This window comes from Streptomyces acidicola (assembly GCF_009377235.1).
In the GTDB taxonomy this organism is placed as follows: Bacteria; Actinomycetota; Actinomycetes; order Streptomycetales; family Streptomycetaceae; genus Streptomyces; species Streptomyces acidicola.
The window spans coordinates 1-25,979 of the sequence record NZ_VMNX01000128.1; the positions used below are offsets into that span (position 1 = coordinate 1).

Annotated in this window: 24 protein-coding genes and 2 pseudogenes; 20 read left to right on the forward strand and 6 right to left on the reverse strand. The window is 70.4% G+C overall.

Features of this window, described 5'->3' with window-relative positions; translation table 11 throughout:
* The first annotated feature begins 1,088 nt into the window (after positions 1 to 1,088).
* The 8 genes from FPZ41_RS48685 (at position 1,089) to FPZ41_RS28170 (ending at position 9,160) form a co-directional block, all read left to right on the forward strand.
* A complete protein-coding gene (locus tag FPZ41_RS48685) occupies positions 1,089 to 1,226 on the forward strand; it encodes a hypothetical protein (protein ID WP_228023026.1) in 138 nt (45 codons plus the stop codon).
* Positions 1,227 to 1,352: 126 nt separating this feature from the next.
* Positions 1,353 to 1,778, forward strand: coding sequence for a phage tail protein (locus tag FPZ41_RS28140; protein ID WP_152866472.1), 426 nt, complete (start codon positions 1,353 to 1,355; stop codon positions 1,776 to 1,778).
* 16 nt (positions 1,779 to 1,794) lie between these two features.
* Positions 1,795 to 2,520: a CIS tube protein gene (locus FPZ41_RS28145; RefSeq protein WP_152866473.1), complete on the forward strand. Its 726-nt coding sequence runs from the start codon at positions 1,795 to 1,797 to the stop codon at positions 2,518 to 2,520.
* Positions 2,520 to 4,388, forward strand: coding sequence for a VgrG-related protein (locus FPZ41_RS28150; RefSeq protein ID WP_152866474.1), 1,869 nt, complete (start codon positions 2,520 to 2,522; stop codon positions 4,386 to 4,388). The genes FPZ41_RS28145 and FPZ41_RS28150 overlap by 1 nt, the downstream gene beginning before the upstream one ends.
* Positions 4,388 to 4,834 carry a GPW/gp25 family protein gene (locus FPZ41_RS28155; protein ID WP_152866475.1) on the forward strand — a complete coding sequence of 149 codons (447 nt, stop codon included), beginning with the start codon at positions 4,388 to 4,390 and terminating at the stop codon, positions 4,832 to 4,834. The genes FPZ41_RS28150 and FPZ41_RS28155 overlap by 1 nt, the downstream gene beginning before the upstream one ends.
* Positions 4,834 to 6,792, forward strand: coding sequence for a putative baseplate assembly protein (locus tag FPZ41_RS28160; protein ID WP_152866476.1), 1,959 nt, complete (start codon positions 4,834 to 4,836; stop codon positions 6,790 to 6,792). Before FPZ41_RS28155 ends, FPZ41_RS28160 begins: the two co-directional genes overlap by 1 nt.
* On the forward strand, positions 6,789 to 7,346 hold the full coding sequence (locus tag FPZ41_RS28165) for a phage tail protein (RefSeq protein WP_322620832.1): 558 nt from the start codon (positions 6,789 to 6,791) through the stop codon (positions 7,344 to 7,346). Before FPZ41_RS28160 ends, FPZ41_RS28165 begins: the two co-directional genes overlap by 4 nt.
* Positions 7,343 to 9,160: a zinc ribbon domain-containing protein gene (locus FPZ41_RS28170; RefSeq protein ID WP_194236235.1), complete on the forward strand. Its 1,818-nt coding sequence runs from the start codon at positions 7,343 to 7,345 to the stop codon at positions 9,158 to 9,160. The genes FPZ41_RS28165 and FPZ41_RS28170 overlap by 4 nt, the downstream gene beginning before the upstream one ends.
* A gap of 19 nt (positions 9,161 to 9,179) precedes the next feature.
* Here FPZ41_RS28170 and FPZ41_RS28175 read toward each other — a convergent pair whose 3' ends face one another.
* The 3 genes from FPZ41_RS28175 to FPZ41_RS28185 form a co-directional block, all read right to left on the reverse strand.
* Positions 9,180 to 9,779: a TetR/AcrR family transcriptional regulator gene (locus tag FPZ41_RS28175; RefSeq protein ID WP_152866477.1), complete on the reverse strand. Its 600-nt coding sequence runs from the start codon at positions 9,777 to 9,779 to the stop codon at positions 9,180 to 9,182.
* Positions 9,780 to 9,869: 90 nt separating this feature from the next.
* Entirely contained in the window at positions 9,870 to 10,742 is an 873-nt protein-coding gene (locus FPZ41_RS28180) for a helix-turn-helix transcriptional regulator (protein ID WP_152866478.1), read from the reverse strand.
* Positions 10,743 to 10,922: 180 nt separating this feature from the next.
* Positions 10,923 to 11,567 (reverse strand): GOLPH3/VPS74 family protein, encoded by a 645-nt coding sequence (locus FPZ41_RS28185; protein WP_152866479.1) that lies wholly within the window; start codon positions 11,565 to 11,567, stop codon positions 10,923 to 10,925.
* A gap of 197 nt (positions 11,568 to 11,764) precedes the next feature.
* On the opposite strand from FPZ41_RS28185, the gene FPZ41_RS28190 reads away from it, so the two are divergent.
* From FPZ41_RS28190 to FPZ41_RS28200, 3 genes are read left to right on the forward strand one after another with little or no spacing between them, the layout of a single operon-like run.
* Positions 11,765 to 12,367 (forward strand): TetR/AcrR family transcriptional regulator, encoded by a 603-nt coding sequence (locus tag FPZ41_RS28190; RefSeq protein ID WP_228023027.1) that lies wholly within the window; start codon positions 11,765 to 11,767, stop codon positions 12,365 to 12,367.
* 47 nt (positions 12,368 to 12,414) lie between these two features.
* Positions 12,415 to 12,747, forward strand: a complete 333-nt coding sequence (locus tag FPZ41_RS48690; RefSeq protein WP_228023028.1) for an alpha/beta hydrolase family protein — start codon at positions 12,415 to 12,417, stop codon at positions 12,745 to 12,747.
* A 55-nt stretch (positions 12,748 to 12,802) separates the two neighbouring features.
* A complete protein-coding gene (locus FPZ41_RS28200) occupies positions 12,803 to 13,516 on the forward strand; it encodes a DUF3159 domain-containing protein (RefSeq protein ID WP_152866481.1) in 714 nt (237 codons plus the stop codon).
* Between the two features lie 107 nt (positions 13,517 to 13,623).
* Here the strand turns inward: FPZ41_RS28200 and FPZ41_RS28205 are convergent, their stop codons facing one another.
* The gene (locus tag FPZ41_RS28205) at positions 13,624 to 14,379 is read right to left on the reverse strand and encodes a TetR/AcrR family transcriptional regulator (protein WP_152866482.1); all 756 of its coding nucleotides are present in this window, start codon (positions 14,377 to 14,379) and stop codon (positions 13,624 to 13,626) included.
* Positions 14,380 to 14,630: 251 nt separating this feature from the next.
* Here FPZ41_RS28205 and FPZ41_RS28210 point away from each other — a divergent pair, with 251 nt between their 5' ends.
* The 8 genes and pseudogenes from FPZ41_RS28210 to FPZ41_RS28240 all read left to right on the forward strand — a co-directional run.
* Positions 14,631 to 16,871: an MMPL family transporter gene (locus tag FPZ41_RS28210; protein ID WP_152866483.1), complete on the forward strand. Its 2,241-nt coding sequence runs from the start codon at positions 14,631 to 14,633 to the stop codon at positions 16,869 to 16,871.
* A gap of 269 nt (positions 16,872 to 17,140) precedes the next feature.
* Positions 17,141 to 17,659 (forward strand): TetR/AcrR family transcriptional regulator, encoded by a 519-nt coding sequence (locus FPZ41_RS28215; RefSeq protein ID WP_228023029.1) that lies wholly within the window; start codon positions 17,141 to 17,143, stop codon positions 17,657 to 17,659.
* A 360-nt stretch (positions 17,660 to 18,019) separates the two neighbouring features.
* Positions 18,020 to 20,980, forward strand: coding sequence for an AfsR/SARP family transcriptional regulator (locus FPZ41_RS28220; RefSeq protein WP_152866487.1), 2,961 nt, complete (start codon positions 18,020 to 18,022; stop codon positions 20,978 to 20,980).
* A 597-nt stretch (positions 20,981 to 21,577) separates the two neighbouring features.
* Positions 21,578 to 22,165 carry a sigma-70 family RNA polymerase sigma factor gene (locus FPZ41_RS28225; protein WP_322620833.1) on the forward strand — a complete coding sequence of 196 codons (588 nt, stop codon included), beginning with the start codon at positions 21,578 to 21,580 and terminating at the stop codon, positions 22,163 to 22,165.
* A gap of 3 nt (positions 22,166 to 22,168) precedes the next feature.
* Complete coding sequence (locus tag FPZ41_RS28230; protein WP_322620834.1) at positions 22,169 to 22,642, forward strand: LysR substrate-binding domain-containing protein; 474 nt, start codon at positions 22,169 to 22,171, stop codon at positions 22,640 to 22,642.
* A 235-nt stretch (positions 22,643 to 22,877) separates the two neighbouring features.
* Positions 22,878 to 23,036: a hypothetical protein gene (locus FPZ41_RS28235; protein WP_194236234.1), complete on the forward strand. Its 159-nt coding sequence runs from the start codon at positions 22,878 to 22,880 to the stop codon at positions 23,034 to 23,036.
* A 64-nt stretch (positions 23,037 to 23,100) separates the two neighbouring features.
* Positions 23,101 to 23,640 (forward strand): annotated as a pseudogene (locus tag FPZ41_RS50360) (putative antirestriction adenine methyltransferase); the annotation flags it as partial.
* 156 nt (positions 23,641 to 23,796) lie between these two features.
* Positions 23,797 to 23,946: pseudogene (locus FPZ41_RS28240) on the forward strand (IS256 family transposase); the annotation flags it as partial.
* A gap of 186 nt (positions 23,947 to 24,132) precedes the next feature.
* Here the strand turns inward: FPZ41_RS28240 and FPZ41_RS28245 are convergent.
* Positions 24,133 to 24,756 carry an NADPH-dependent F420 reductase gene (locus FPZ41_RS28245; protein WP_152866484.1) on the reverse strand — a complete coding sequence of 208 codons (624 nt, stop codon included), beginning with the start codon at positions 24,754 to 24,756 and terminating at the stop codon, positions 24,133 to 24,135.
* Between the two features lie 32 nt (positions 24,757 to 24,788).
* On the reverse strand, positions 24,789 to 25,523 hold the full coding sequence (locus tag FPZ41_RS28250) for an SDR family NAD(P)-dependent oxidoreductase (protein ID WP_030354521.1): 735 nt from the start codon (positions 25,521 to 25,523) through the stop codon (positions 24,789 to 24,791).
* A gap of 144 nt (positions 25,524 to 25,667) precedes the next feature.
* Between FPZ41_RS28250 and FPZ41_RS28255 the strand changes: the two genes are divergently transcribed.
* A partial coding sequence (locus FPZ41_RS28255) for a TetR/AcrR family transcriptional regulator (RefSeq protein WP_131572309.1) occupies positions 25,668 to 25,979 on the forward strand: 312 nt, incomplete at its 3' end.

Sequence of the window (25,979 nt, forward strand, 5' to 3'; positions counted from 1 at the left end):
CCCCGGCAGCCGCCCCCTCCCGTACCCCGGTCCAGCGCACCACCACGCCCACACCGCGGCAGCGCCCTCTGCTCGGGGCACCCCTTTCCGCCCCGCCGCCGGATGCGAAATCCCCCTCCGGGCCTACCTCTCACGGCAGTTCGGGCTCTGCCGGAGCGCCTCCCGTTCAGCGTGCGACGGCAGCGCACCAGGGCGGGGCACCGGACCGCACGCCACGACCCGCCGCCCAGCTCCGCGGAACTCCGGCTTTCACACCGGCGGCACCGCCCCACCGCCCTTCGGCCGTACCTCTGCGGGCCCCGGCCGCCAACGCCCCTGTGGTACAGCGCGCCACGGTGATCCCCCCAAGTGCGGGCTCCCCGGCCGAAAGCGGCAGGCCCGCGCCGGTACCGACAGCACAGCGCACCACGGCGAGCGCAGACGCGCCCACCGTGGACGCGTCCGCGCCGACCGTGGCCTCTCCGGTGCGCGGCCTGGCCCCCACCCGCGCCCTCACCCCGGCTCCGACGCCCACGGCGCCCCCCGCCGTCCAGCGCCGGGCAACCCCGGCCGCCGTCCCACTGCGCCGCCCGGCGCCCGCCGGCGAGCGCCCCTCATCGCCGGGCGCCCGACAGGCGGTACAGCGGGCCGTGACCCCGCCCCCTCCCGCCGGCCGCGCAGTGCCACTCCTCTCGGCCGCCGGCTCCGGTCCCGGTACGACCCCGCCGACCGGCGCCCCCAAAGCGGTCCCGCCGACGACATTGAGGCCAAGCGCCCTCCCCACCCCGGCAGTTGTCCAGAGACACGCAGCTGCCGGCCCGAGGGCGCCCAAGGCACCGGGAACCGCGAACACCAACGCCGTCGTCACCCCCGCAAGCCCCGCGCCCGCGCCCGCCCCCGTACAAGCCCGCGCACCCATCCCCGTACAACGGAACCCAGGCGGTAGGCCCCAGCCGACGCCCGCCACGACCACCAGGGCCGTCTCCGCCGTCTCGGCCCACGGCACCTCGTCGCGCGACTCGTCCGGGTCCGGCTCCGACAGTGAGCCGCCACCGGCGGACCACCCCGACAAACCCCCGCCTGGGTACTCCGCAGTCGCCGAGGGCCAGTTGGACCCCCGTTCCCTGACCGAATTCCAGCTCGACGAGCTGACACACAAGCTGGTCGGCCGGATCACCCGGCTGATCCGCACCGAACTGCGGCTCGACCGGGAGCGGATCGGCAAGCTCCGCGACCCCCGGCGCTGACCGGCCACCACCCGGCACCCGGCACTCAGCAGCACCAGCACGACCCGCCCCACCACGCACGAACCCGCAAGACCCACACGACCCGCAAGACCCGCACGACCGACATCCGCAGAAAGGCCGCCCCCGATGCCCCGCAGACTCGACCCGGGCTCCACCATCTTCTTCACCCTGACCATCGACGGCGAGAGCCTCGGTTACTTCAACGGGTGCGAAGGGCTCTCGTCCGCGGTGGAGATCGAACAACGCCAGGAGGGCGGCAACAACGGGTTCGTCTGGCAGCTTCCGTCGCGGGTCAGCCACTCCAACATCCGGCTGACCCGACCGCTGACCCCGGACACCGCAAAGGTCGCGGCCTGGATCTCCTCCGTGTCCACGGGCATCACACGGCCGACCGCGCAGATCGCCGCACTGCGGGCGGACGGTTCGGAGGTGGCCCACTGGGGGCTGATCGACGCACTGCCGGTCAGCTGGCAGGGCCCCACCCTGGACCCGGCCAACCCGGCCGTCGCCACGGAGGTCCTGGAGATCGCCCACCACGGGTTCACGGACTGAGGGGACGGGACACCACATGGCCAGGGGAAGCAAGGGCGGCGCGGGCAAGAGCCTCGTGCGCGCCACACTCGCCATCCACGAACCGCCCGTCGGCTCCAGCACCACGCCGGGCGGCCTGATCAGAACGTTCAACTTCGACTTCAACCCCTCGCAGTTGCAGCTGGCCCGAAGCTCGCAGTGGATGGCCACGCCGGCCGCGGCCGTGCGCGACGGCACGGTCCCGGAGTTCATGGGGCCCGAACCGCGTCGGATGGCGGTCGAGATCTTCCTGGACTCGTCCGCCAAGCCGAGCAGCAACGCGGTGCTGAAGAACGTGGAGTCCCTGCTGAAATGTTGCGAGGTGACGGCCAAGAGCATCGCCGCGAACCAGCCCTCGCCGCCCTGGGTGGTGTTCCAGTGGGGCTCGTTCTCCACGGCCCGCTTCATCTCGTACGTCAATTCGGTGGACGTCACCTACTCGCTGTTCGGCACGACCGGTGTGCCGATCCGGGCCACCTGCCAGGTGGCGCTGCACGAGATCCCCAGCACGATCGAGGGCCAGAACCCGACCTCGGGCGCCCTCACCGCGCAGAGCGTGCACCGGGTCGTCGCGGGTGACTCCCTGCAGTCGCTGGCCTGGCGCGAGTACGGCGACGCGTCCGCCTGGCGCGCGATCGCCGAGACCAACGGGATCGACGACCCCGCGCACCTGCCCACCGGCATCGAACTCATCCTCCCGGCCGCCGAGGAGGTGCGTTTCTGATGCCGAAGCCGTCCTACTCGAGCATCCTCCGCGTCACCCTCGACAGCCAGGAAATCCCGGACACGTACATCAACCGGCTCGTCGGCGGCTGGGTCGACCTCGGGGCCGGAGTGCCGGGCGAGTTCCGGCTCACCTTCCGTAACCCGGACCGGGATGTGCTCGGCAAGCTGAACGTCAGGTTCGGCTCCAAGGTGGTCATCGCTTCCGTCGCCGACGGCAAGGGCGCGGGGTCCCCGCTGCTCACCGGCGAGGTCACCGGCATGGAGATCGACTACGACGGCACGGGTACGTTCGCCGTCATCCGCGGGTACGACCCTGGCCACCGCCTGATGCGGGTGCGCAGGGTGGCCGCGTACCGCAACCAGACCGCCTCCGACATCGCGCGCAAGCTGGCCGCGATGAACGGCATCGCCATCGGGAGGATCGAGAGCACCAGGACGGTCTACGAGTTCATCAGCCAGTCCAACGTGACGGACTGGGACTTCCTCGCCCGGCTCGCCGACGAGAACAAGATGGTGATGTCGCTGAACGCCGAGGGACAGTTGGACTTCGGCGAACCGGACCCGGCGTCCACAGCTCCCCCGGTGAGCTCCCCCGACCATCCGGACCCCCGTGCGCTGAACCGTCAGAACGTACTGCGCTGCCGGGCCGCCGTCACCGCCGCCGACCAGGTCGACAAGGTCGAGGCGCGCGGCTGGGACATCCCGGCCAAGAAGAAGATCGTCGAACTCAAGAAGGCGGGAACCAACCCCGCCTTCGCCATCGGGACCACTCCGCAGAAGGCGGCCACGGCCTTCAAGGCCGCCAGACTCGTCGAGACCGACACTCCGTACGACCGCCGGCCCGAGGTCAAGTTCGCCGCCGCCTCCCTCGCGGACGACATCACCTCCTCGTTCGCCGAGCTGGAGGTCACGGTGCGCGGCAATCCCGTGCTGCGCCCCGGCGTGGCCATCGCGCTCAGCGACGTGGGCTTCCCCTTCGAGGGCAAGTACACGCTCACCTCCGTACGGCACACCATCGGTGCGGGCCGTCACTACGAGACGCTGGTGACCGTGAGCGGCCGGCAGTGGCGCTCACTGTTCGGCCTGACGTCCGGCGGCGCCCCGGCGGCGCCCCGGCTGCCGGGCGTGGCCAACGCGCTGGTCACCGACGTGGGGGATCCGCTCAAGCAGGGCCGGGTGAAGCTGCAGTTCCCGTGGCTGGACGACGCGTACGTCAGCGACTGGACGCGGACCGTGCAGCCGGGCGGGAAGGGGGGCGGCGGGATCTTCCCGCTGGACGTCGGCGACGAGGTACTGGTCGCCTTCGACCGGGGCGCGCTCGACCACCCCTTCGTCATCGGCGGCCTCTACAACGGCGTGGACAAGCCGACCCCCGTGAAGGACATGTGGCTGCACGACCCGGTCAAGAAGAAAGCCGTCCTGCACACCGTGTCCGACCGCGACGGCAACCGGATGGACCTGCTCAGCCAGCAGACCGGCCCGCGCAAGCAGGGCGTGCGGCTGGCCACCGGCAACGACCGGCTGATCATCAACCTGGACCGCACCAGGACCGAGATCACCGTGGACAGCAAGGGCGCCGTCAGCATCACGGGCAGTACCTCGGTGTCCGTCGACGCGGGCACGGACCTGACGCTCTCGGCGGGCAAGTCCCTCACCATCAAGAGCGGGGGACGCATGAACATCCAGGCCAACTCCGCCCTCGACGTCAGGTCCACGGCCGGCACCCTGGCCCTCGGGGCGCTCAGCCCCGCGGGCGGTGTGCAGCTCAGTGCGACCGGGCCGGCCGGCGTCAGTGTGACGGCCCCGACCATCAAGCTGGTGGCCCCGCCCCTCATGGTCATCGCCAGCGGGAAGCCGGTGATCTGATGGCCGAGCAGTTCGTCGGTTCCGGCTGGGCGTTCCCGCTGCGCATCGGACCGACCGGAGGCATCGCCCTGGTCAGCGGGGAGCGCGAGATCCAGGAGGCCATCCGGCTGATCCTGGCCACCGCGCCCGGTGAGCGGCCGATGCGCCCCGAGTTCGGCTGTGCCATCCACGACCTGGTGTTCGCCCCGGTCAACGAGGCCACCGCGGGCCGCATCCAGCACGAGGTGTACACGAGCCTCGAGCGCTGGGAGCCGCGCATCGAGGTGAGCGATGTCGAGGTGACCGCCGGCGCCGAGACCGAACAGGGCGTGCTCTTCATCGACGTCCGCTACTCGATCCGCGGCACCAACAACCCGCGCAGCCTGGTCTTCCCGTTCTACGTCATCCCCTCCCACGAGGAGCCCGACGCCCTCCGCGCGGGCAACTCCCCTGAAAGCGACCGCTGATGGCCCTGCCCTCCCCGAACCTCGACGACCGCCGCTTCCAGCAGTTCGTCGACGACGCCAAGCGTTACATCCAGCAGCGCGCCCCGGAGTGGACCGACCACAACGTCTCCGACCCGGGCGTCACCCTGGTGGAGACGGTCGCCCACATGGCCGACCAGATCGTCTACCGGCTCAACCGGGTGCCGGAGAAGAACCACCTGGCGTTCCTGGATCTTGTGGGCATCACTCTCTTCCCGCCCTCCGCGGCCCGTACCGAGGTCACGTTCTGGCTGTCCGCGCCGCAGGAGGAGCCCGTCCTGCTGCCGGTGGGCACCGAGGTCGCCACCACGCGCACCGAGAGCGAGGAGGCCACCGTCTTCGCCACCGAGCGCCAACTGACGCTCGTGCCCTGCGAGTTGCGGCATCTCGTGGTCCAGCACAGCGGTGAGCCCGTCACCGACCGGACCGCCGACCTCGCCGAGGGCAAGGACCTGATGTGCTTCTCCGAGGCCCCGCGGCCCGGTGACTGCATGCTGCTCGGGCTCACGGCCGCCGTACCGCACTGCGCGGTCGCGCTGGAGCTGGACAGCCGGGTCGACGGTGTCGGCGTGGACCCGCGGCAGCCTCCGCTGGTCTGGGAGGCGTGGACCGAGGACGGCTGGACCGCCTGCGAGGTCGACCGGGACGGCACCGGCGGCCTGAACCGGCCGGGCGCGGTGGTCCTGCACGTCCCCGGCGCGCACACCCTGTCGCGCACCGGCGGGCAGGAGGCCGGCTGGCTGCGCTGCCGGGTCACCCGACCACTGTCCGACCAGCCCTTCTACACCGCCTCGCCGACGGTCCGCGCCGTGGAGGCGTTCACGCTCGGCGGCACCACCACGGCCGTGCACGCCGAGACGGTGTACGACGAGGCACTCGGCGAGTCCACCGGCCTGCCCGGTCAGCGGCTGCGGCTGGCCCACGCCCCCGTGGTGGGCGACACGCCTCCGGTGCTGCTGCAGACCGCCGAGCACGACGGCTGGAGGGACTGGGAGGTCGTCCCGTCGTTCGCCGCCTCCGGCCCGGACGACCGGCACGTCACCCTGGACGCCGCCACCGGCGAGATCGCCTTCGGTCCGGCGGTACGGGAACCCGACGGCACACTGCGTCAGTACGGGGCGGTGGCCCCCAAGGGCTCCGTCGTCCGCGCCCGGCGCTACCGCACCGGCGGGGGCAGGGCCGGAAACGTCGCACGCGGCACCGTCCAGGTGCTGCGCACGTCCGTCCCGTACGTCTCCGAGGTCGTCAACCGGGAGGCCGCGCGCGGCGGGGTCGACGGCGAGACGGTGGAGGAGGCGAAGGTCCGGGCGCCCATCACGCTGCGCGCCCAGGAGCGGGCGGTGACCCTGCGGGACTACGAGGAACTCGCCCGCCGTGCCGCCCCGGAGACGGCCCGGATCACCTGCCTGGAGGGCGACGAGGGCGAGCACGGGGCGTACGCGGTACGGGTGTTGGTGGTCCCCCAGGCCGTGCCGGACCCCGGCGGCCGACTGCGCTTCGAGCAACTTGTCCCGGGCGACGCGCTGTTGCGCCGGATCACCCGCTACTTGGACGAACGCCGCCTGATCGGCACCCGGTTGGCGGTGGGCCCGCCCTTCTACCAGGGCGTCACGGTGGTCGCCACGCTCCACGCGTTCCGCGGCACCGACACGGACCGGGTCCGCCGGCAGGCGCACGACGCGCTCTACCGCCACCTCGACCCGCTGACCGGCGGCGCCGACGGCCGGGGCTGGCCCTTCGGCCGCCCGGTGCAGTCCGGCGAGGTCTTCGCCGTCCTCCAGCGCGTCCCCGGCGTCGAACTGGTCGACGAGGTCCAGCTCCACCCTGCCGACCCCCTGACCGGCAAACGCGGCGACGCCACCAACCGCATCGACCTCGAACCCCCGTCCCTGGTCTTCTCCTTCGACCACCGGGTCCGCGTGATCGGAGACAGGCCGTGAGGGGCTCGATCGACGGGCTGGGATCCTCCGCGCCCATCGGGATAACACTTCCCGCCGTGTTCGCCGACGACGAGCTGGCACAGCGGTTCGTCGGCGGGCTCGACGAGGTGCTCGCGCCGATCCTGGCCGTTCTCGACTGTCTGGACTCCTACTTCACGCCGTCGTTGGCCCCGGTGGACTTCACCCGGTGGTTGGCCGGCTGGGTCGGCGCGGAGACCGACGGCACCGAGCCGGACGACCGGCTGCGCGCCGCCGTCGCCGCCGCCGCGTATCTGCACCGGATACGGGGCACCGGTCGCGGACTGTCCGAGGCGGTACGCCTGGTGTTCGGCGTGGCGCCGGAGATCACGGAGAGCGGCGGTGCCGCCTGGCATGCCGGGCCCCTCGGTCCGGTGCCCGGTGACCGCCGCCCGCACCTGCGCGTCACGCTGCGGCTGCCCCACCCGACCTCCACGGACGAACACCGCCTCGACAGCCTCGTGGCGGCCGCACGCCCCGCCCACATGCCCTACACGGTCCAGGTGACCGCCGACGGAAGGACTCCCCAGAGATGACCAGCCAGACCTCCGGCACGGGACGGGAGCCGGCCCGCAGTTGCGCCGAGTGCGGCACCCGGGCGGAGCCCGGCCAGTCCTTCTGCGAGTCCTGTGGGGCGGTACTCGGCTGGTCCGGCGGCCCGGACCGGTCCGATGCGGCTCGTACGGAACCCGTGCGCGCGGATGGCGCCGCACCGGCGCACGGCTCCGTGCCCGGGAGCGCCGTCGGCGCCTCCGGCACGGCGGCGGACGGCCCCTCGCGTGAGGGCGCCGGGGCCGACGGCGGCGCTCCCGGCGAGCGGGGCGGCGGCGACCGGCCCGGAGGGGACGCGTTCCCCCGGCCGGAAGCCGGCACCGGTACGGCTCGTACGGGGCACGACCCGGCCTTCGCGGGCACGGCCCGGCCGGGCAGCGGCCGGCAGAGCGGGGACGAGGCCCGGTGGCAGGGCGGCGGGGCCGGGAGGTCCGGGGCCGACGACTGGCCGGAGCGGGACACGGCTCCCCGAACGGGAAGCGGCCTCCACGGCGCGCCCCGGCTGGCGGGACAGACAGGTGACACCCGGCCGGACGCCGGGTCGTCCGGTCCCCGGGGAGCGGACACCGCGCGCGGTGCCGGTACGGCCGCCGGGGCCGGGAAGCCGGACACCGCACCGGCCTCCGGGCACGAGGGGACATGGCAGTCACCCACCGAGCCCACGGGCTCCCCAGCCGCGCCTCCCCTCCTGCCCCGATCCCGCAACTCCACCACCGCTTCGACCGGTTCGGGGGCGGTCTCGTTCCACCAGCCGGGCACGACGACGGCCTCCACCGGCCCGGCCGCCGGCGGCGGCCGGGCGGACGGCGCCCATCCGCACACCCACCGGGACGCCCACCCGGACACCCACCCGGACACCGACTGGGACGACGCCGCCGACACCGAGCCGGTCCCGTCCGCCGCCGAACGGGCCAGGTCGCTCCTCATACCCGTGAGCGACCCCGAACCCCGCGCGCCCGCGTCCCCCGCTGTCGCTCCTGTCCTGCCGGGCCGTCCGGTCGCGAACCGCCCCCAAGTCCGTGCCCCGGGCCCCGAGTCCGGTCCGGACGGCGGCCTCCCCTGCCCCTGGTGTGCCACTCCGAACCGCCCCGACCGGCACTACTGCGGCCGCTGCGCCATGCCGATGGCGGGCGACGACCGGCGCCCCTCGGACCGGCAGCCCTGGTGGCGCCGGCTACCGGGCTTCCGGGCCGAGGAGACCCCGTGGGCCGGCGACCGCCCCCGTCTGCGCCGCGGCTTCGGACGCGTCATGAACTGGGGCGTCGGCGCCCTCGTACTCGCCCTGATCGTCACGCTCGTCCTCAACATCGGTGCCGGGGTCGACGCGGTCCGCGACCACTTCGCCAAGCGGGCCCCGGTGGTCCCGACCGGCGTCAAGGCGTCGCGCTCGTACGCCGGCCACGGTGCCGGGCTCGCCTTCGACAAGCTCAGCAACACCTGGTGGGGGCCGGGTGTCGCGCAGTCCGGAGAGGGGGAGTGGATCGAGGCCCGCTTCGACCGGCCGACCCGTCTGCTGGACCTGGTCGTCACCTCCGGCGTATCGACCAAGGTGGACCAGCTTCAGGAGTCGGCCCTCCCCCGCCTCATCGAGGCGCAGATCACCACGGCCGACGGAAAGACGAGCACCCGGACCATCACCCTCGATCAGAGCGCGGGCGGCCAGCGGCGCAAGTTCCGTGTCGGGGAGGTCGTCGCCGTGCGCTTCATCCTGCGCTCGGCCTACGCCGCCGACGACAGGAAGCAGGTGTCGATCGCCGAGATCGAGTTCTTCGGCCGCTCGAACAGCAACACGTCGTGACGGAGAGCGTCCGGCGGCCCTAGAGAAGGGGCCGCCGCGCCCTCGGGTCGCAGATCGGCTCGTTGCTGCTGATCCGGATGGCTCGGCCCAACTGCGTGATCACGTCGTCAATGGTGTACGTCCGGGCGCCGGCGACCGCCCCGATGCTGATTTCCTCATTGACCACGCGGACGGCCGCCGTCACGGTCGCCGCGCTCAGGCAGACCCGGAAGTCGTCGGCGGGAAGGTCCAGACGTCTCGCGATGATCGGGGCGAAGGCCTGCTCGGCCTGGCCGCACACCATCAGCCATGAGGCGCGCAGGGCCGGCTCGTCACGTACGAGGGAAATGATGCGCATCGATGCGATGTCATCGAGCAGGTCCTGCGACGTCGGTGGAGAATCGGGCAGCTCCGCGGTCAGGAAGTCCTCGAACGATGAGGAGAGCGGCCATCTGCGCAGCGCTGTCATGAACCGGTACGCCGACGCGGCCAGCAACGGCTCGACGCAGCTCTCCTTGGAGCGGAAATAGCGCCACACGGTGCGGGTCGAGATGCCGGCGGCGGCGGCGATGTCGTCGCCGCTGGTGGCTGCCACCCCATGCGCCCAGAACAGGGCGGACGCGTGCCGTGACACGGCCATCCGAGCTTCGGCCAGCTTGTCTGCGGCGCCGTCGAACGGGCGCTCCCGCTTTGTGCTTCTCGTGGCGATGCCGCACCCCCAGCCGTGGCCTCAACCCTCCTGAATGTAGTCACTAAGTGACACGGCTGGCAAGACGGGCAGGTCGGCGGCCACCGTGCCGAGCAGTGCCAGGGCCTGCTGGGAAGCGCTGCCGGGCTCGGCCTGGTACACGATGAGCTGCTGGTCCGTCGCGCTGTCGACGGTGAACGAGTCGTAGGTCAGGGTCAGCTCGCCGACCTGGTGGTGGTTGAAGGACTTGGCCTCGTGGGCTTTGCCCCGTACATCGTGCCGGGCCCACAGACTGCGGAACTCCGGGCTCTTCAGGGACAGTTCGCCGACCAGTTCGGTGAGCCGGGGATCGTTCACCAGGTTGCCGCTGCCCGCGCGCAGGGCCGCGAGCCCGGACCTGGCGACCCGCTCCCAGTCGGGGTAGAAGTCCCGGGCGTCCGGGTTCAGGAAGGTGAAGCGGACCAGGTTGGTCTCGCCCTGGTCCAGCATCCCGGCGAAGAGGGCACGTCCGAGGCGGTTGCCGGCCAGCACATCCAGCCGGCGGTCGATGATCAGCGCGGGTGTGTGATGCCATCCGTCCATCAAGCGCAGCAGCCTCGGTCCGACGGGCTTACCGCCACCTCGCCGGACGGGGCCACGAGCCGTTCGCGCCAGCTCGTGCAGGTGCGCCGTTTCCTCGGGATTCAGTCCGAGGGCACGGGCCAGAGCGTGCACCACCTGTGCGGAAGGGTGCTTTTCTCGTCCCTGTTCCAGCCGTGCGTAGTAGTCGGTGCTGACTCCGGAGGACTGGGCGACCTCCTCCCGGCGCAGGCCCGGCGTCCTGCGCCGGCCCGACCATGGCTGCCCGGCCTGGGACGGGCTGGTCATCTCTCGCCGGGCGCGGAGGAACTCGCCCAGTGGGTTGCCACTGTCCATGCCGCAACGATAGGCCCGCACGCGTTCGGCCACCTGGGTGTGGCACACCCTGGACAAGACCGTCCTGGTTGGCCTCCGGCCCACCGAACATGATCCGTCTCATGACGGACAGCGCTCCGGCAACGACCGCAGGCGGCCTCCGACCGCACCCCGCGGTGGCCGGCGTGCGCCTTGTCCGCTCTACGCCCAGCCGCCGTTGTAGGACCTGGCGGTGGCGTTCGCAGTGCGGAAGGCGGTGAGCAGCGGAGGGGCGCTCGCCTCGAGGTGCTTGGTCAGGGTCTTCAGTCGGCGCCTGTGTCCCCAGCGCTCGGACAACGTGAAGACGCTGTCGACCTCGCCCTCGGCAGCGAGCAGTGCCATGGCCAGGTCTTCTGTGGGGATCACGGTCGGGTCCTGGTCGAGCAGCACCGCGTTCCTCGCCCGTTCCCGCAGGCCGAGAACTTGCTCGACGTCGTTGACGACGACGTCACCGCCGGTGATCAGGCCGGGAGATCCCACGACGATGACGGCACCGGATTCGGCCAGTTGAGCGCGCACGGCTGCCTCCGCCACGTGCGTTCCGTGCTGTATCAGGCTTGACCAGCGCCGCGGCTTGCCGGACGACACGTCGTCCAGGACGGACGCCAGGAAGCGGTCGTCGACGCCCTCGGCCGCGGCGGGCACCGCCTTGCCCCTTTCGTCCCTCACCAGCGCCAGGAAGCTCAGCTCGGTCAATGCCGCCGCGCGCATCAGATGACCTCGGAACCGGCCCGGGCCGGTGCGCGCCTCGCCGTCCTTCACGTCGCAGCTGAGCAGGTACATCCGCTGAGGCAGTGTCCACGTCATCTTGCTCTCCTCGGTCTGTCGCGTCAGGAGTCAATGTCACTAAGTGACTCGCACAAGGTGTCACGTAACCTCGAATCCAGCAACTGACCAAGCACTTCACGCTGACCGCTTGCAGTCCATGTCACTTAATGACACGATCACGGTGTCACCAAATGACACATGGGGGGGTTGGGGTGATGGGGACGAGCGGCACCAGAATGGCCCTCTCCCGGCATGCCGCCACCCTGTTCTGGACGCGCGGATGGGCGGCCACCAGCGGCGATGACATCGCTGCGGCGGGGGGTGTCTCGACGCGTACGGTCTGGCGCTACTTCCGGTCGAAGGAAAGCTGCGTCGAGCCACTGCTCGCTTCATCGGCGTACCGGTTCATGGCGTCGCTGCAGCGGTGGTCCCTCAGCTCGTCGCTCGAGGACTTCTGGATCCGGGACCTGACCGAGCATCCGCCGACGCCGGAAACGGTCTTCGATGACATCCGGTCCATGCGGGTCATCTGCCTGGGACACGACGAACCGGCGCTTCGTGCCTCGTGGCTGATGGTGTGCGGGCAGGCGGAACAGACCTTCGCCCCGATCATCGCGCGGCGGCTGGATCGTCGCGTCGATGACGCCACGATCCGCCTGAGCGCGGCGGCGGCGACCGCTGCCGTGCGCATCGTCACCGAACAGATCAGTCTCGCCGTGGTCTCCGAAGCCTCGCGGTACGACACCGACGAGGTGATCGCGCACCTGAGCCGGGCGATCCGGGCGAGCACCACCGAACCGATCTGCGACCCGGTCCCCCGGAGAACACCGGGCTCATGAGCACATCCGATCGACGGCCAACCCACCTACAACGTAAGGACCCCGCGATGGCTCTGCCAGGCACCCTCACCGTTGAAGAGCTCTTCGCACCGCCACAGCGCGCCCGTGCGTCGATCTCCCCGGACGGCACCCGCATCGCCTACCTCGCACCGTGGCAGGGCCGGCTGAACGTGTGGGCGCAGGGAGTCGGCCCGCGGCCGAGGCACACCACGTCACCGCTGACGAGAACCGCAGTCGAAGCCCTGCGCGCCCGCGGTGCCGAGGTCGAGTACGTCGTCTTCGACGACGAGGGACACATGTTCGTGAGCCCGGAGAACGTGATCGCCATGTTCCGCGCGGCCGAGCGGTTCCTCGCCCAGCACCTGGGCGCACGGCAGTGACCGCCTGCACAACCACACCACTACCCACGACTACCTACGACAAGAAGGACGTCCCATGACGACCGGCCTTGAGAAGAATGTGGCAGCTGCCGAAAGGCGTGCGGCGGCCACCGAAAGGCCTGTGGCGGCTGCCGAGGAGAAGAAGGCCCCGAGCCTGCTCGACCGGATGGGCGGCCCCACCGGCCTGGCGTACACCTACCTCCCGATCCTGGTCTTCGTCCTGGCCAACACCCTCCTCGGACTGAAGGGCGCGATCGGGTCCGCCGTCGCTGTCGCCGTGGGCCTGTGCGTCCTGCGCCTTACACGCAAGGAGCCGGTCATGCCGGCGGTCTCCGGGCTCTTCGGTGCCGCGGTCGCCTCCTTCATCGCGTACCGGACCGGGTCGGCCAAGGGCTTCTTCCTCGTCGGCATCTGGGCCAGCCTCGTCCAAGCCGCTCTCGTGCTGATCTCCGTCCTCATCCGCCGGCCGCTCGTGGGCGTCGTGGTGAACCTCGTCAACGGCGGCGGGCAGGCATGGCGCAGGGACAAGCCGACTCTGCTCGCGTACGACATCGCCACACTGACTCTGTTCGCTGTCTTCGCGGCCCGGTTCATCGTGCAGCAGTGGCTCTATGAGGCGTCCACCACCGGCTGGCTGGCCTTCGCGAAGATCGCGATGGGCTTTCCGCTCTTCGGCCTGGCCGCGGTCGTGGGGATCTGGGCGGTCCGGCGCGCCACCAAGCGGCGTGAGGTCCTCGCCGGCGAGCTGCGGCCCGCCGAGGCGATCTGACGCTGCCGATGAGCAGAGAGTCCGGGTCTGTCGAACGACCAGCCGTTCGAGCGCGTCCAGCAGGTGCTCGCCGCCCACGCGGCAGCCGGGTATACGCGCTCCGTCTTTCAGGGCGCAGCCGGTGTCCCGACGGGCTGCGCGGGGATCCGGCGATGAATGTCCTGAAGCAGGGCCCGCATCGCCGTGTGGAAGATCTCGGACTGGTGTTCGCCGATGAAGGAGGTGTGCCCGAAGACTTCCAGGACGACCATGCCGTGCATGTGCCCCCATGCGCTGAGGAAGAGAGCGGTCGCAGGAGGCGGCAAGGTTTCCGGGCCATGCGGAAACAGGAGTTTGAGATGTGCCTGGAGAGCCGGCGAGAGCACCGGGGTGTCGGCTGCGGCCAGTTGCACCACGGTGAACCCTTCGAACACCTCACGCTGGAAGACGTCACTCATCCGGAGCATCGCCTGAGTGGTCGGGCCCCCGGCAGGTGCCTCGTAGTGACGCAGCGGTGCTCCGTACAGCAGTTGGAATCGCTCGACGTGGGTGACGGCCCATCGGCGATAGCCCTCGGCGGCGGCCACGAACCGCGGCACAGCCGGTTCGTCCGCCGCTGTGTCGACAGCTTCCGTCACGGCATCGGCCAGGTCCTCGTACGCCTTGGCGACGAGAACCGTGACGAGGGCGTCCCGGTTCGGAAAGTAGTGGTAGAGCCCCTGCACGGTCATACCGAGGCCCCGGGCGACCGCTCTCAGGGACAAGGCGTGCAGCCCGTGCTCGGCGATGTGCTTCTCGGCGGCGGCCACGATCTCCTGGGTGGCGACGGCCCGGCGCCGCTGGCGTAAAGACGGCAGGACCGTCTCGTACTCCTCTGCGGACATGCGGCGATCCTACGGCGGCTGACCCGACGGAGCATCAGAAAATGACAACCTGACTGGAAAATCTAACAGTGTCAGGTAAATCTCCCCCTGCTAAAAAACCCGCTGCATTACTAGCGTCGTTCTCGGCGACGAAGAGCGCGGCACCGCGCCCCCCTGATGGGGCGAAGGAGCTCTGCGACGCATTTGCGCGCCGGCTCCCGCCCGGCCGACACCCCTCGTCCTTCCAGAAGAAACATCGAAGGAGATCATCCATGTTCGAACGTATGGCCGAATTAGCGATTCGGCGATCCCGGCTGGTTCTGGTCGTCGCCGTCCTGGCCGTGGCCCTCATGGGCGTGGTCGGTGCGGGCGCCTTCGACAAGCTGAAGGGGGGCGGCTTCGACGACCCCTCCTCCCCATCCACCCGAGCAGCGAAGGTGATCGACGAGAAGTTCGGCGGCGAGACCAACCTCGTCCTGCTGGTCCGCTCCCCCGACGGCCACATCGACGCGCCCGCCTCCCGAGAGAGCGGCCGAGACCTGGTGGCCGACCTCAAGAAGGACAAGCGGCTCAGCAACGTCGTCTCGTACTGGGAAACGAACAGCCCCGACCTGCGCTCCCAGGACGGCCGCGAAGCCATGGTGCTCGCCCACGTGAGAGGCGACACCACGGAGCAGCGGGAAAACGCCAAGGAGATCCTCGACACCTACAGCGGCACCTACAAGAACGCCCTCACCGTTCAGGCCGGAGGAGGCGCCGCCGTAGGTGCCGGCCTGTCGAACCAGGTGGTCGAGGATCTGATCCTCGCCGAAGCGATCGCCGTACCGCTGACCCTTGTACTGCTCCTGATCGTCTTCGGCAGCGTGGTCGCGGCCCTGCTGCCGCTGGTCATCGCGATCATCGCCATCATGGGCTCGTTCGCCCAGCTCTTCCTGTTCGGCAGCGTCACCGATGTCGCCGACACCGCGACCAACCTCACCACCGCCCTGGGCCTCGGACTGGGCATCGACTACGCCCTTCTGATGGTCAGCCGCTTCCGGGAGCAGCTCGCGGCCGGGGTGAGCGTGGACGACGCCGTCCGGGGGACGGTGCACACCGCGGGCCGCACCGTCGCCTTCTCCGCCGCGACCGTCGCGGCAGCCCTCGCGGCGCTTTTGGTGTTCCCGCACTACTTCCTGCGCTCGATGGGCTTCACCGGAGTCGGTGTGGTCGCCATCGCCGCGCTGAGCACCCTGTTCGTGATGCCTGCCCTGCTGAAGGTTCTGGGGCACCGGGTCAACAGCGGGCGACTGCCGTGGGCGAAGTCGCAGCGCTCCGGTGCCCGGGCGCCTCTGTGGGGACGGCTGGCGCGTACCGTCATGCGGCGGCCCGCGCTCACGGCACTGCCCGTCCTCGCCGTGCTGCTGTTCGCGGCGAGCCCGCTGCTGAACATCACCTTCGGCACGCCGGACGAACGCGTGCTGCCGGGGGACGCCGAGAGCCGCCAGGTCTCGCAGGTACTGCGCGAGAAGTTCGGCGGCAGTGAGGACTCGGCCCTCCACATCGCCATCGGCCAGTCCGTGGACAAGGCCCCGCTGGCGTCGTACGCGGGCCGACTGTCCGCGCTCGAGGGCGTCGAGCGTGTCGAGACCAGCACGGGGACCTACACCAAGGGACAGTCCGCGGCGATCGGCCCGGCCGACTCCGCCCTCGGCCGGCCCGACGCACAGCGGATCAGCGTGGTGAGCAGCCTGACACCGAAGTCGGAAGCGGCGGAGAGCCTGGTCAAGCAGGTGCGCTCGGTCACCCCGCCCCCTGGGACCCACCCCCTGGTCGGAGGGAATGACGCCGTACTCGTCGACGCCAAGGAATCCATCGCCGACAAGCTCCCCCTGGCCGTGACCCTGATCGTCCTCACCACCTTCCTGCTGCTCTTCCTGTTCACCGGCAGCATCGTGCAGCCGCTGCGCGCACTGGTCCTCAACCTGATCAGCCTGGGAGCCACCCTCGGCGTGATGACCTGGATCTTCCAGGACGGCAACCTCTCCTCCTTCCTCGGCTTCACCGCGCAGCCGATGGAGATGACGATGACCGTGCTGATGTTCTGCATCGCCTTCGGCCTCTCGATGGACTACGAGGTCTTCGTCACCAGCCGGATCAAGGAACTCCACGACCACGGAGCGGACAACGAGACCGCCGTGGTCAACGGTCTCGGCCACACCGGACGCATCGTCAGCGCGGCGGCCTTCCTGCTCGCGGTGAGCTTCTTCGCCTTCGGCACCGCCAAGATCAGCTTCATGCAGATGTTCGGCCTGGGCAGCGGACTGGCCGTCCTCATCGACGCCATCGCCGTACGCGGCGTCCTCGTCCCCGCCGCGATGCGTCTGCTCGGCCGCTCGGCCTGGTACGCGCCCGGCTTCCTGCGCCGACTCCACACGCGGTACGGCCTCAGCGAAGGCGGCCCCGAGCCGACGCCGGCACCCGGACCCGCGGCAGCGGCTCCGACGCACGCGAAGAAATCGACCAGGGTCTGACTCGCTCAACTGCCGTACGTGCGGGCGGCCTTCGGCTGATCTTGCGGCCCCGTCACACTCCCAGGGCAGCGCGTGTCACTTAGTGACATACTGTCACTTGAGGACACGATGGAAGGGTGACGGGGCGCCATGGCGACGGACAAGCGCGGCGGAGGAGGGATGAGCGAGCAGCGGCGTGCGCGGCTGCAACTGGAGATCTCCCGGGAGGCGGCGCGCCTGTTCTGGGAGCAGGGAGTGGCCGCTACGAGCGGCGATCAGACGCGGAGGCCGTGGGCCTGTCCACGCGCACCATCTGGCGACACTTCCGCAGCAAGGAGAGCTGTGCCGAGCCGATCATCGTGCAGGGCGTTGTCACCATGATGAGTGTGCTGCGCAGCTGGCCCCGGCAGCGCTCCCTCGAAGACCACCTGGTCACGGAACTGGGCAGACTCCGTCGCGAAAAGCCGCCCGTCGATCTTGCCGACGAGATGCTCGCCATGAGGATGATCCGGCTCGCCGACACCGAGCCGCCGCTGCGCACGGCGTGGCTGATGACCTGCGACCAGGTGGAACGCGAGATGTGCGTGATCATCGGCGACCGCCTCCAGTGCCCGGCCGGTGCTCTGGAGGTGCGGATGCACGCCGCGGCCACCGCCGCGGTCGTGCGGGTGCTGGACGAGCACATCGGCGCCGCCTGGATCGCCGACGCCGACATCACGGAGTTCACCGGCGCGACGGCCCTCTCCCGGCATCTCGCCCGCGCGATCCGCACGGCCACCGGTGGAGCCGTCGGCGACCCCGTCGCTTGAGGGCATCGAGCCTCGACAAGCGCACCGACCGAACTGAGACGAACGAAGGAGGATTGCCCGTATGTTCGCTGTTCCGCACGCTGTCCCGCACCTCACCGTCAAGGAATTCTTCGGCACCCTCGTCCGCCCCGACGCATCGATCCCGCATCGGCTGTTGGGCGCGTTCGAGCGGACCGTCCACCTCTGCGTTCACCGCAACCCGGTCCAGTCCTCTGTGGTCGCCCAGCCGGATCGCCGAGTTTCGGCGACAACGTTGGCGTGCGTCGAGTCACCTCGCGGATGAACGTGTCCTGCTACGCGCCGCCCGTACCACTTCGCTCGGCGGCTTCCGTGTCACCGGTGGCCTCGGCCACCACGCCCATGGGTTTCGTGAAGGCAGCTCACGAGGATTCCTTGCGCTTCTCAGTGCTTGGATCGGTCAGGGCATGGCGCGGTGAACGTGAACTGGATCTGGGCTCGCCGCAACAACGAGTGGTGCTGACAGCGCTGTTACTACGACGCGGGCGTCCCGTCACGGTCGCCGAACTGGTCGATGCCGTATGGGGCGAAGAACCGCCGCCCACCGCCGTGGCCATGCTGCGCACCTATGCGTCGCGGCTGCGCAAGGTACTGGAGCCCCGGCGCGGCGCCGGTGAGTTGCCACGGGTGGTCGTCTCGGCCGCGGACGGATATCTGGCTCGTGTCCCGGAACACCTCCTGGATCTGGGCGTGTTCGAGCGGCGGGTCGCCGAGGCGAAGAAGTTGCGTGCCGCGGGTGAGGTGTCGGCTGCCGCGGATCTGCTGCGCGCCGCACTCGACGGGTGGGAGGGGACGCCGCTGGCCGGACTCCCCGGCCCGCTGGCCGAGGCCGAACGCTCCCGGCTGATGGAGGAGCGGCTGACCACGCTGGAGTCCCGCCTGGACACCGACGTCCGGCTCGGGCGTCACAGCGAGGTGATCGCCGAGCTGGCCGCGCTGTCCGGCGAGCACCCGCTGCGCGAGCAGCTGTGCCGGCTGCTCATGCTGTCGCTGTACCGGTCCGGACGGCAGGCCGAGGCGCTGGCGGCGTACCGCAGAACCCGGAGCACTCTGGTGACCGAACTGGGCATCGAACCCGGCCCGTCGCTGCGGGAGCTGCACGACCGCATACTGGCGGCCGACACCTCGCTGGATCCCCCCTTACCGCAGGGCGAGGCCGACGCTCGGGTGTCACCAGCCACCGGGAATGCGACCCGCCCCGCCCAGTTACCCGCCGATCTGCCCGCCTTCACCGGCCGCCGGGCCGAGCTGGAGCAGGTCCAAGCCCTGTTGCTCGACGACGAGAGGCACCCGGCCACCGTGGTCAGCGTGATCGGCGGCATGGCGGGCATCGGCAAAACCGCCCTGGCCGTGCACTGGGCCCACCAGGTCGCCCACCGCTACCCCGACGGGCAGCTGTACATCAACCTGCGTGGCTTCGACTCGGCCGACTCCCTCATGCCACCGGAGGAAGCCATCTGCACCTTCCTCGATGCGCTCGGTGTCCCCCCGCAGCGCATACCCGCCCGCCTCGACGGCCAGACGGCGCTGTTCCGCAGCCTGCTCGCCCGCCGGCGGATGCTGATACTCCTGGACAACGCCCGCGACACCGAACAGGTACGCCCCCTGCTGCCGGGCTCGGCCGGGTGCCTGGTCATCGTCACCAGCCGCACCCAGCTCACCGGCCTGATCGCAGGTGAGGGGGCGCATCCGCTGACGCTGAACCCGATGACGCCCGCCGAGGCACACGGCTTTCTGGCGCGCCGCCTCGGCGCCGCACGGCCGGCGGCGGAACCTCGGGCGACGCACGAGATCATCGCGCGCTGTGCCCGGCTGCCGTTGGCGCTCGCCATCGTGGCCGCCCGTGCCGCCACCCACCCCGATTTCCCCCTCGAAGCCGTCGCCAAGGAACTGCATGACAGCCAGGGCAGCCTCGACGCGTTCGCCGGGGGTGACCTCGCCACGGACGTACGGGCCGTCTTCGCCTCGTCGTACGAGACCCTGTCCGTCCCGGCCACCCGGCTGTTCCACCTGCTGGGCCTGCACCGCGGCCCCGACATCTCCGCGCCCGCCGCGGCCGCCCTCGCCGGGCTCCCCCTGCGGGAGACCCGCGGCCTGCTGGTGGAGCTCACCCACGCCCACCTGCTCACCGAGCACGCGCCGGGCCGCTACACCCTGCATGACCTGCTGCGTGTCCACGCCGCCGAACGCGTCGTCACGGAAGAGACACCGCAGGAGCGCAACGGGGCCGTGGAGCGGCTTCTGCGCTGGTACCTGCACACCGCGGACGCCGCCCGCGCCCACCTCGCCCCGCACCGCCGCCGGGTCCCTCTCGAAGCGCTGCCCCCCGACTGCCGCCCCCTGGCGTTCACCACGCACGACAAGGCCATGGAATGGTGCGAGGGCGAACGCCTCAACCTCGTCGCCGCGGTGCACCAGGCCGCCACCTCCCACCGGCATGGCCTCGCATGGCGCCTCTCCACCACCCTGAGCGGGTTCTTCCACCTCCGCGGCCATCTGCACGACTGGCTCACCACCGCCCGGACCGCACTCGACGCCGCCCGCGACGCCCACGACCACGCGGGCCAGGCACGGAGTCTCGACGACGTGGCCGTCGTACTGACGATGATGCGCCGGTACGACGAGGCCATCGACCACCTCCGGCAGGCGATGGCCCTCTGCCGGGAACTCGGCGACACCGTCGGCAGGTCGCAGGCCATGCGCGACCTGGGCACCACGTATCTCCGGCTCGGCCGGCTCGACAAGGCCACCGAGTACATCCGCCGCTCGCTGGCCCTCGACCGCACGCACGGCAACGCTCGGGGGGAAGGCCTCGCCCTGGCCAAACTGGGCGACGCCTACCAGCGACTCGGCCGGTTCGACGAGGCCGTCGAGCACCTGGAGCAGGCCCTGACCGTCCTGCGCGCCGGCGGCGACCGCTGGGGCGAAGGCGTCACACTCGACATCCTCGGCACCATCCAGCACCGACTCCATCGTCACAACAGCGCGATCGAGCACTACCACCAGGCACTGGACGCGCTCCGGGACATCGGCAACCGCTGGGACGAGGCCCACACCCTCAGTCACCTCGGCGACGCCCTCCTGACCGCCGACGACCCGAAGGCAGCCCAGATCGCCTGGCGGCAGGCACTAGCGGTCTTCGAAGAGTCGTCCACCCACCCCGACGCCCAGGAAATCCGGGGCAAACGCCACGGCGTGGACGAACACACCCCGGCCACAGGACCGGATCCCACCACAGCTCACCGGTCAGCGACTCCGACGAACACGAACCCGAACCCGAACCCGACGACACCCCGGCCATGACACCGTCGACATCCCTCATCTGCTGACTGCCGTAGACGCCGCTTGGGCCGTCTATGGCCGTGCCCGTCGGTATCCGCGTGCCTTCGCGCACCACTCGCCATGAACACACCTCCGGTCGTGGCCTCGTCATGACCGAAGTGGGTCACGGCGATGCTTTACCTCCCCTCCAACGGCCTGAAGGGGAAAACGGTTCAACCGGTCACCACCGGCCTTGATCATGCTGCCGACGATGGGAATCCTGCTCACCGTACGATCTGTTCTCGCGGAACGGGGCGGTCGTTCCGCCCAGGACACCGCATTGGTGCGCGGCGTCAATCGCCATCCGCACGCCCTCGCCACCGCGGCGACCACACGCCAGGCCGGTGCGACCGGAGAAGAAACGCGCAGGTCAACCGGGAACTGTCCGCAGGATCGTACGGCGCGGGCGCTCCCGCCGCCGCGGTCCGTGCCCTCCGCTCCACGGAACCACCGCCCCCGTCGTCAATCGAGCGTCCATTCGACGTGTAACCCCGCGCGTAAGACTCGCCACGAATCAAGGCCGCTGAACCCGGCCCCGGGACCTGGCCCCACGAGGTCACGGAACGAGGGAGTGCGAACGTGAGCTGGACCGTCATGGGCTCCTCGGGCGCGGCCAGCGCCCGGGAACGCGCAATGCGCACGCTTTACGACGAACAGGCGAGCCCTCTGTACACCTACGTGGTGCGGCTGCTGGGAGGAGACCGGCACAGGGCCGAGGACGTGGTGCAGGAGACCCTGCTGCGCTGCTGGCGCACTCAGGACGTGGGCGGCAGCGAGCCTTCGCGGCGGTGGCTGTTCCGGGTGGCCCGCAACATCGTCATCGACGAGTACCGGTTACGCATGGCCCGCCCCCGGGAGGTCGACGGCACCGCCTGGCTGGACGAGTTGCTGGCGAAGCCCGACGGCGTCGACCGGATGTTGTCCTCGATGATCCTCAAGGACGCGATCCGGGGGCTGTCGCCCAAGCACCGGGAGGTGCTGTACGAGATCTACTACACCGGCAGGTCGACACGCGAGGCGGCCCTCGTGCTCGGCGTCCCGCCGGGCACCGTCAAGTCACGCCTGCACCACGCGGTGCGGGCGCTGCGCACGGCCCTGAGCATCGAGGAGACCGCCGATGAGGAGGTCGGAGGGAAGCCCGACTGGGTGTACCCGTCCGCGGCGTGACAGGTGCCCGGCCCCGAGGGCTCATGTCCCTGCCGGAGCGGGAGCGCCCTGCGCGGGCCGCGTGGCCGGGGCGTCCGCCGGCACCGGCGGACCGGCCGCGGGGCCACCGGGGCGCTGTCCGTACCGCACCTGCGGAACCTGGCCGCCGGCCGGTCGGTGTCGGGCGCTGCCGTCAGCTGGGACAGGAGGCGCCGGCACTCACCCGGCTGGGCCATCCGCTACGCGGTCGACCGGGCTTTCCGGGCCGCGGGCGTCGACCGCAGCACGACGTTCGAGGTGAACGACATCGGCGCTGCAGCCGAACTGGTCCGCAACGACCTGGGCGTCTGCATCACGCCCAAATCGATCGCGTACCGCTTCCCCGACCTGCCCCAGTACCGGTTCGACCGGCACGCACCGAACTGGAAGATCATGGTGGTACGACCTCCCGGCGAGGCACCCCCGGCGGTCGCCGCGCTGCTGCGGCACATCACCTGACGGAGACGGGTACGTCGCTCGGCAATCCCGGCCGTCACAGTGCCGAACGTCATGCCGGGCTGCGTGCCTGTCGTTGTCTGAAGGGACGTACGCGAGCCGGGCGCGGACCGCCGCTGAGGCGGATTCGGCGAACGGGCCCTGCGCCCGGCCTGGGACGTGGAACTTCCGCTCCGACGGCCAAGCGACGGCCAAGGCAAGCGAGAAAATCGCTGTGGGACCACTTCCCGTGCACCCCTTGGCTGTCGCCATCGCCAACAACCTCGTAACCGGTTTTCCGCCACCGCAGCCGGCCAGCGCGATCGCAGCGGTGACGAACGCCGACGGTCTGGTCACCGTGACACCGGCGTTCAGCGCCCCCCGGCGGTGGTCGAGCAGTGCGGTGGCCAGCCTGTAGGTCGGCCGGATGCCGCCTCTGGTGACCAGCGCGAGGTCGCACATAGGTGACATGCTTGAAACCGATGAACGCATCGCTCGTGTCAAGTTCGCACGCGGTGCCGGCCCGCCCCTTACAGGCTGGGCGTTGCGGTTCAGCGCAGCCGCGCACCCAGGGGGCGAGATGTTCCAGGGCACGATCCCCGGCCCGATGCGCGCCATCGACCGTGGAACGGCGGGAAGTTGGCCACGCGGACCTGGCTTGCGTGCCGTGCTGCGGCAACTTCACCATCGAACGATCGCTGGCCGGCATGGGCTTCGCTCTCTACTCCTCTGACGTGTCCATTTACCCACGGCCATCGGCCGGTGGCTTACCGGTCAGCCTGTGGAGTATTGGCCTTCGAGAAGAGAGCACGGATCAACTGGGCTGGCTGGACGAGTCCCTGGACGACGGTGTCGGCACGGTCGCCACGATGATGCTCGACACGCGGTTCCTCGCGAGCGTCGGCCGTGAAGGCCTCTGGCACGAGCGGGTGGTGCGCTCCTATCGCGATCAGTGGGCGGCCAAGCATGCGGAGACGGTCGAGCGGCTCTCCCGCGCCGACGTGGCGCTCGCCTCCTACGAGGTCGAGGATGTCCAACCTGGCTCAAGGAGGTGCCACGCGACGCTCCGGTATGCAGCACGGTACGAGCCTCTGTCGGACGCCGACGTGATCGACGTCCTGGAAGCAATCACCGACAGGCCGTACTGGCTGACCGCCTCCAACCACGACGTATCGGAGCAGCAGGCCGCATTGAAGTGCGTCTACATGGCCGTCATGAGCCTCGACCCCACCGGGACAGGCCGAAAGCGCTGGACCATGCGCTGGAAGGACGCGCTCCAAGCCTTCGACATCGCCTTCGACGGTCGGCTCTTCATCGGCCGCCACTGACCAACCACCCGTGTGGGAGGTCGAGTGCGGCAGGACAGGGAACCAACAGGGCTCCTATGCTGGTGAGTTGAGACTTCGGACACCTCCCTCAACGGCACGGGAGCCCTGTCCGTTGCGCACCCGCCCTCACGCCAGCTCCGTCCCCCGATCGACAGCCGCTCCGAAAAGGCTCAGTCAACCGTTTGCTCAGACGGGAAGTTCGGTGATGCTGAGGGCGAAGTCCAAGTTCCCCACCCCGTGGTTGGCGAGGCCCACCGTGACCACGCCCGCTCCTTCCAGCCAGTGCGCCATTTTCAGGCCGCCGACGTCCAGCGGGCGCAGCCCGAGGCTCTCGACGAACGCCTCCACACTTGCCTTGGCCTGCGCATTGTCGCCGGCGATGAAGACATCGGGCTGACCCTTCTCCAGGACATGGCGGAAGATGGTGTTGAACGCCTTCACCACGCTGGCGCCGGCCGGGGCCGCCTTGGCGACTTCCTGCGCGATCGAGGTCTCCTCGCGGTGGGCCAGCCCGTCGAACGTGGAGTTGAAGGGATTGCTGATGTCGACGATGACCTTGCCCGCGAGAGCGTCTCCGTACTGGGCGACGACCGGCACGACGCCGTCGTACAACAGGGCCACGATGACGATGTCCCCGGCCGGGGCGGTGCCCCATTCTCCCGCCGTGGCGCCGCCGCCGAGAGCCTTGGCCAGGTCAGCGGCCTTGGACTGATCGCGGCCCATGACCTCGACGGTGTTGCCGCCCGCTATCGCCCGCCCGCCGATGGTGCGGGCCATGTTCCCGGTGCCGATGATGCTGATGTTGCTCATGAGATGTCCTGCCCTGGTTGTGGTTGTTCGGTTCAGATGGCGGTGGTGCCGCCGTCGGCGACGAGTTCCATGCCGTTGACGTAGCTGGAGTCGTCGGAGGCGAGGAAGAGGGCGGCGGTGGCGATTTCGTCGGGGCGGCCCATCTGGCCGCGGGGGATGAGGGACTCGAACTGGCGCTTGGTGGCCTCGTCGAAGAGTTCTTCCTGCTTGGCGGTGGCGACCTGGCCGGGGGTCAGGACGTTGACGCGGATGCGGCGGTCCTTGAGCTCGTTGAGCCAGACGCGGGCCCATGCCTGCTGGACGGCCTTGCTGCCGGCGTAGACGCTCCAGCCGGGGAAGGCGCCGAGGGAGGCGTTGGAGCCGGTCATGAGGATGGAGCCGCCGTCGTTGAAGAGCGGAAGGGCCTTCTGGACGGTGAACAGGGTGCCGCGGGCGTTGAGGTAGAACGCGGCGTCGAAGTGGGCCTCGGTGATCTCGCCGAGCGGGGCGGGCTCGCCCCCGCCTGCGCTGGCCCACAGCACGTCGAGGCTTCCCTTCTCCCGCTTGACGGTGTCGTACAGGCGGTCCAGGTCGTCCAGGTCGGCGGCGTCGCCCTGGACGCCGGTGACGTTGCGGCCGATCTGCTTCACGGCCTCGTCCAGGGCGTCCTGGCGGCGGCCGGTGATGAAGACGTGCGCTCCCTCGTCGACGAACAGCTTCGCGCCGGCCAGCGCCATGCCGGTGGTGCCGCCGGTGATGACCGCGACCTTGCCGTCAAGCTTTCCCATAGTCATTCCCTTGGGTCGGTGGTGCCGTGTGCACCTGGGGCGACGGTGTTATGTACACCGCCCTGTGTGCTTACGGTACGGGGCGGGCGGCCAGGGCGCAAACTATGTACACCGGTCGTTACCTAGCTGCGGTACGGTGGATCCATGACGGAGTTGGAGAAGGGCCCCACGGGCCGCCGCCGCGGCCGGGGCGCCCGCGAGCGCATCCTCAGCGCGTCCCAGCAGCTGTTCCGCGAGCAGGGCATCAACCGCACCGGCATGGACCAGCTTTGCGCGGCGGCCGAGGTGTCCAAGCGCACGGCCTACCAGCACTTCACCGGCAAGGACGAACTCGTCGCCGAGTACCTGCGCCGGTTCGACCCCTCCGTTCTGTCCGGCGTGTTCGACCGCACCGACCTCACGCCCCGCGAACGGCTCCTCGCCGCCTTCGACATCCCCCCCACCACCCCCCTGTGC

Coding starts and splice junctions, on each gene's coding strand:
- FPZ41_RS28140 (WP_152866472.1), top strand. CDS start 1,353: ATGCCCCGCAGACTCGACCCGGGCTCCACCATCTTCTTCACCCTGACC.
- FPZ41_RS28145 (WP_152866473.1), top strand. CDS start 1,795: ATGGCCAGGGGAAGCAAGGGCGGCGCGGGCAAGAGCCTCGTGCGCGCC.
- FPZ41_RS28150 (WP_152866474.1), top strand. CDS start 2,520: ATGCCGAAGCCGTCCTACTCGAGCATCCTCCGCGTCACCCTCGACAGC.
- FPZ41_RS28155 (WP_152866475.1), top strand. CDS start 4,388: ATGGCCGAGCAGTTCGTCGGTTCCGGCTGGGCGTTCCCGCTGCGCATC.
- FPZ41_RS28160 (WP_152866476.1), top strand. CDS start 4,834: ATGGCCCTGCCCTCCCCGAACCTCGACGACCGCCGCTTCCAGCAGTTC.
- FPZ41_RS28170 (WP_194236235.1), top strand. CDS start 7,343: ATGACCAGCCAGACCTCCGGCACGGGACGGGAGCCGGCCCGCAGTTGC.
- FPZ41_RS28175 (WP_152866477.1), bottom strand. CDS start 9,779: ATGGCCGTGTCACGGCACGCGTCCGCCCTGTTCTGGGCGCATGGGGTG.
- FPZ41_RS28180 (WP_152866478.1), bottom strand. CDS start 10,742: ATGGACAGTGGCAACCCACTGGGCGAGTTCCTCCGCGCCCGGCGAGAG.
- FPZ41_RS28185 (WP_152866479.1), bottom strand. CDS start 11,567: ATGACGTGGACACTGCCTCAGCGGATGTACCTGCTCAGCTGCGACGTG.
- FPZ41_RS28190 (WP_228023027.1), top strand. CDS start 11,765: ATGGCCCTCTCCCGGCATGCCGCCACCCTGTTCTGGACGCGCGGATGG.
- FPZ41_RS48690 (WP_228023028.1), top strand. CDS start 12,415: ATGGCTCTGCCAGGCACCCTCACCGTTGAAGAGCTCTTCGCACCGCCA.
- FPZ41_RS28200 (WP_152866481.1), top strand. CDS start 12,803: ATGACGACCGGCCTTGAGAAGAATGTGGCAGCTGCCGAAAGGCGTGCG.
- FPZ41_RS28205 (WP_152866482.1), bottom strand. CDS start 14,379: ATGTCCGCAGAGGAGTACGAGACGGTCCTGCCGTCTTTACGCCAGCGG.
- FPZ41_RS28210 (WP_152866483.1), top strand. CDS start 14,631: ATGTTCGAACGTATGGCCGAATTAGCGATTCGGCGATCCCGGCTGGTT.
- FPZ41_RS28220 (WP_152866487.1), top strand. CDS start 18,020: ATGGGTTTCGTGAAGGCAGCTCACGAGGATTCCTTGCGCTTCTCAGTG.
- FPZ41_RS28245 (WP_152866484.1), bottom strand. CDS start 24,756: ATGAGCAACATCAGCATCATCGGCACCGGGAACATGGCCCGCACCATC.
- FPZ41_RS28250 (WP_030354521.1), bottom strand. CDS start 25,523: ATGGGAAAGCTTGACGGCAAGGTCGCGGTCATCACCGGCGGCACCACC.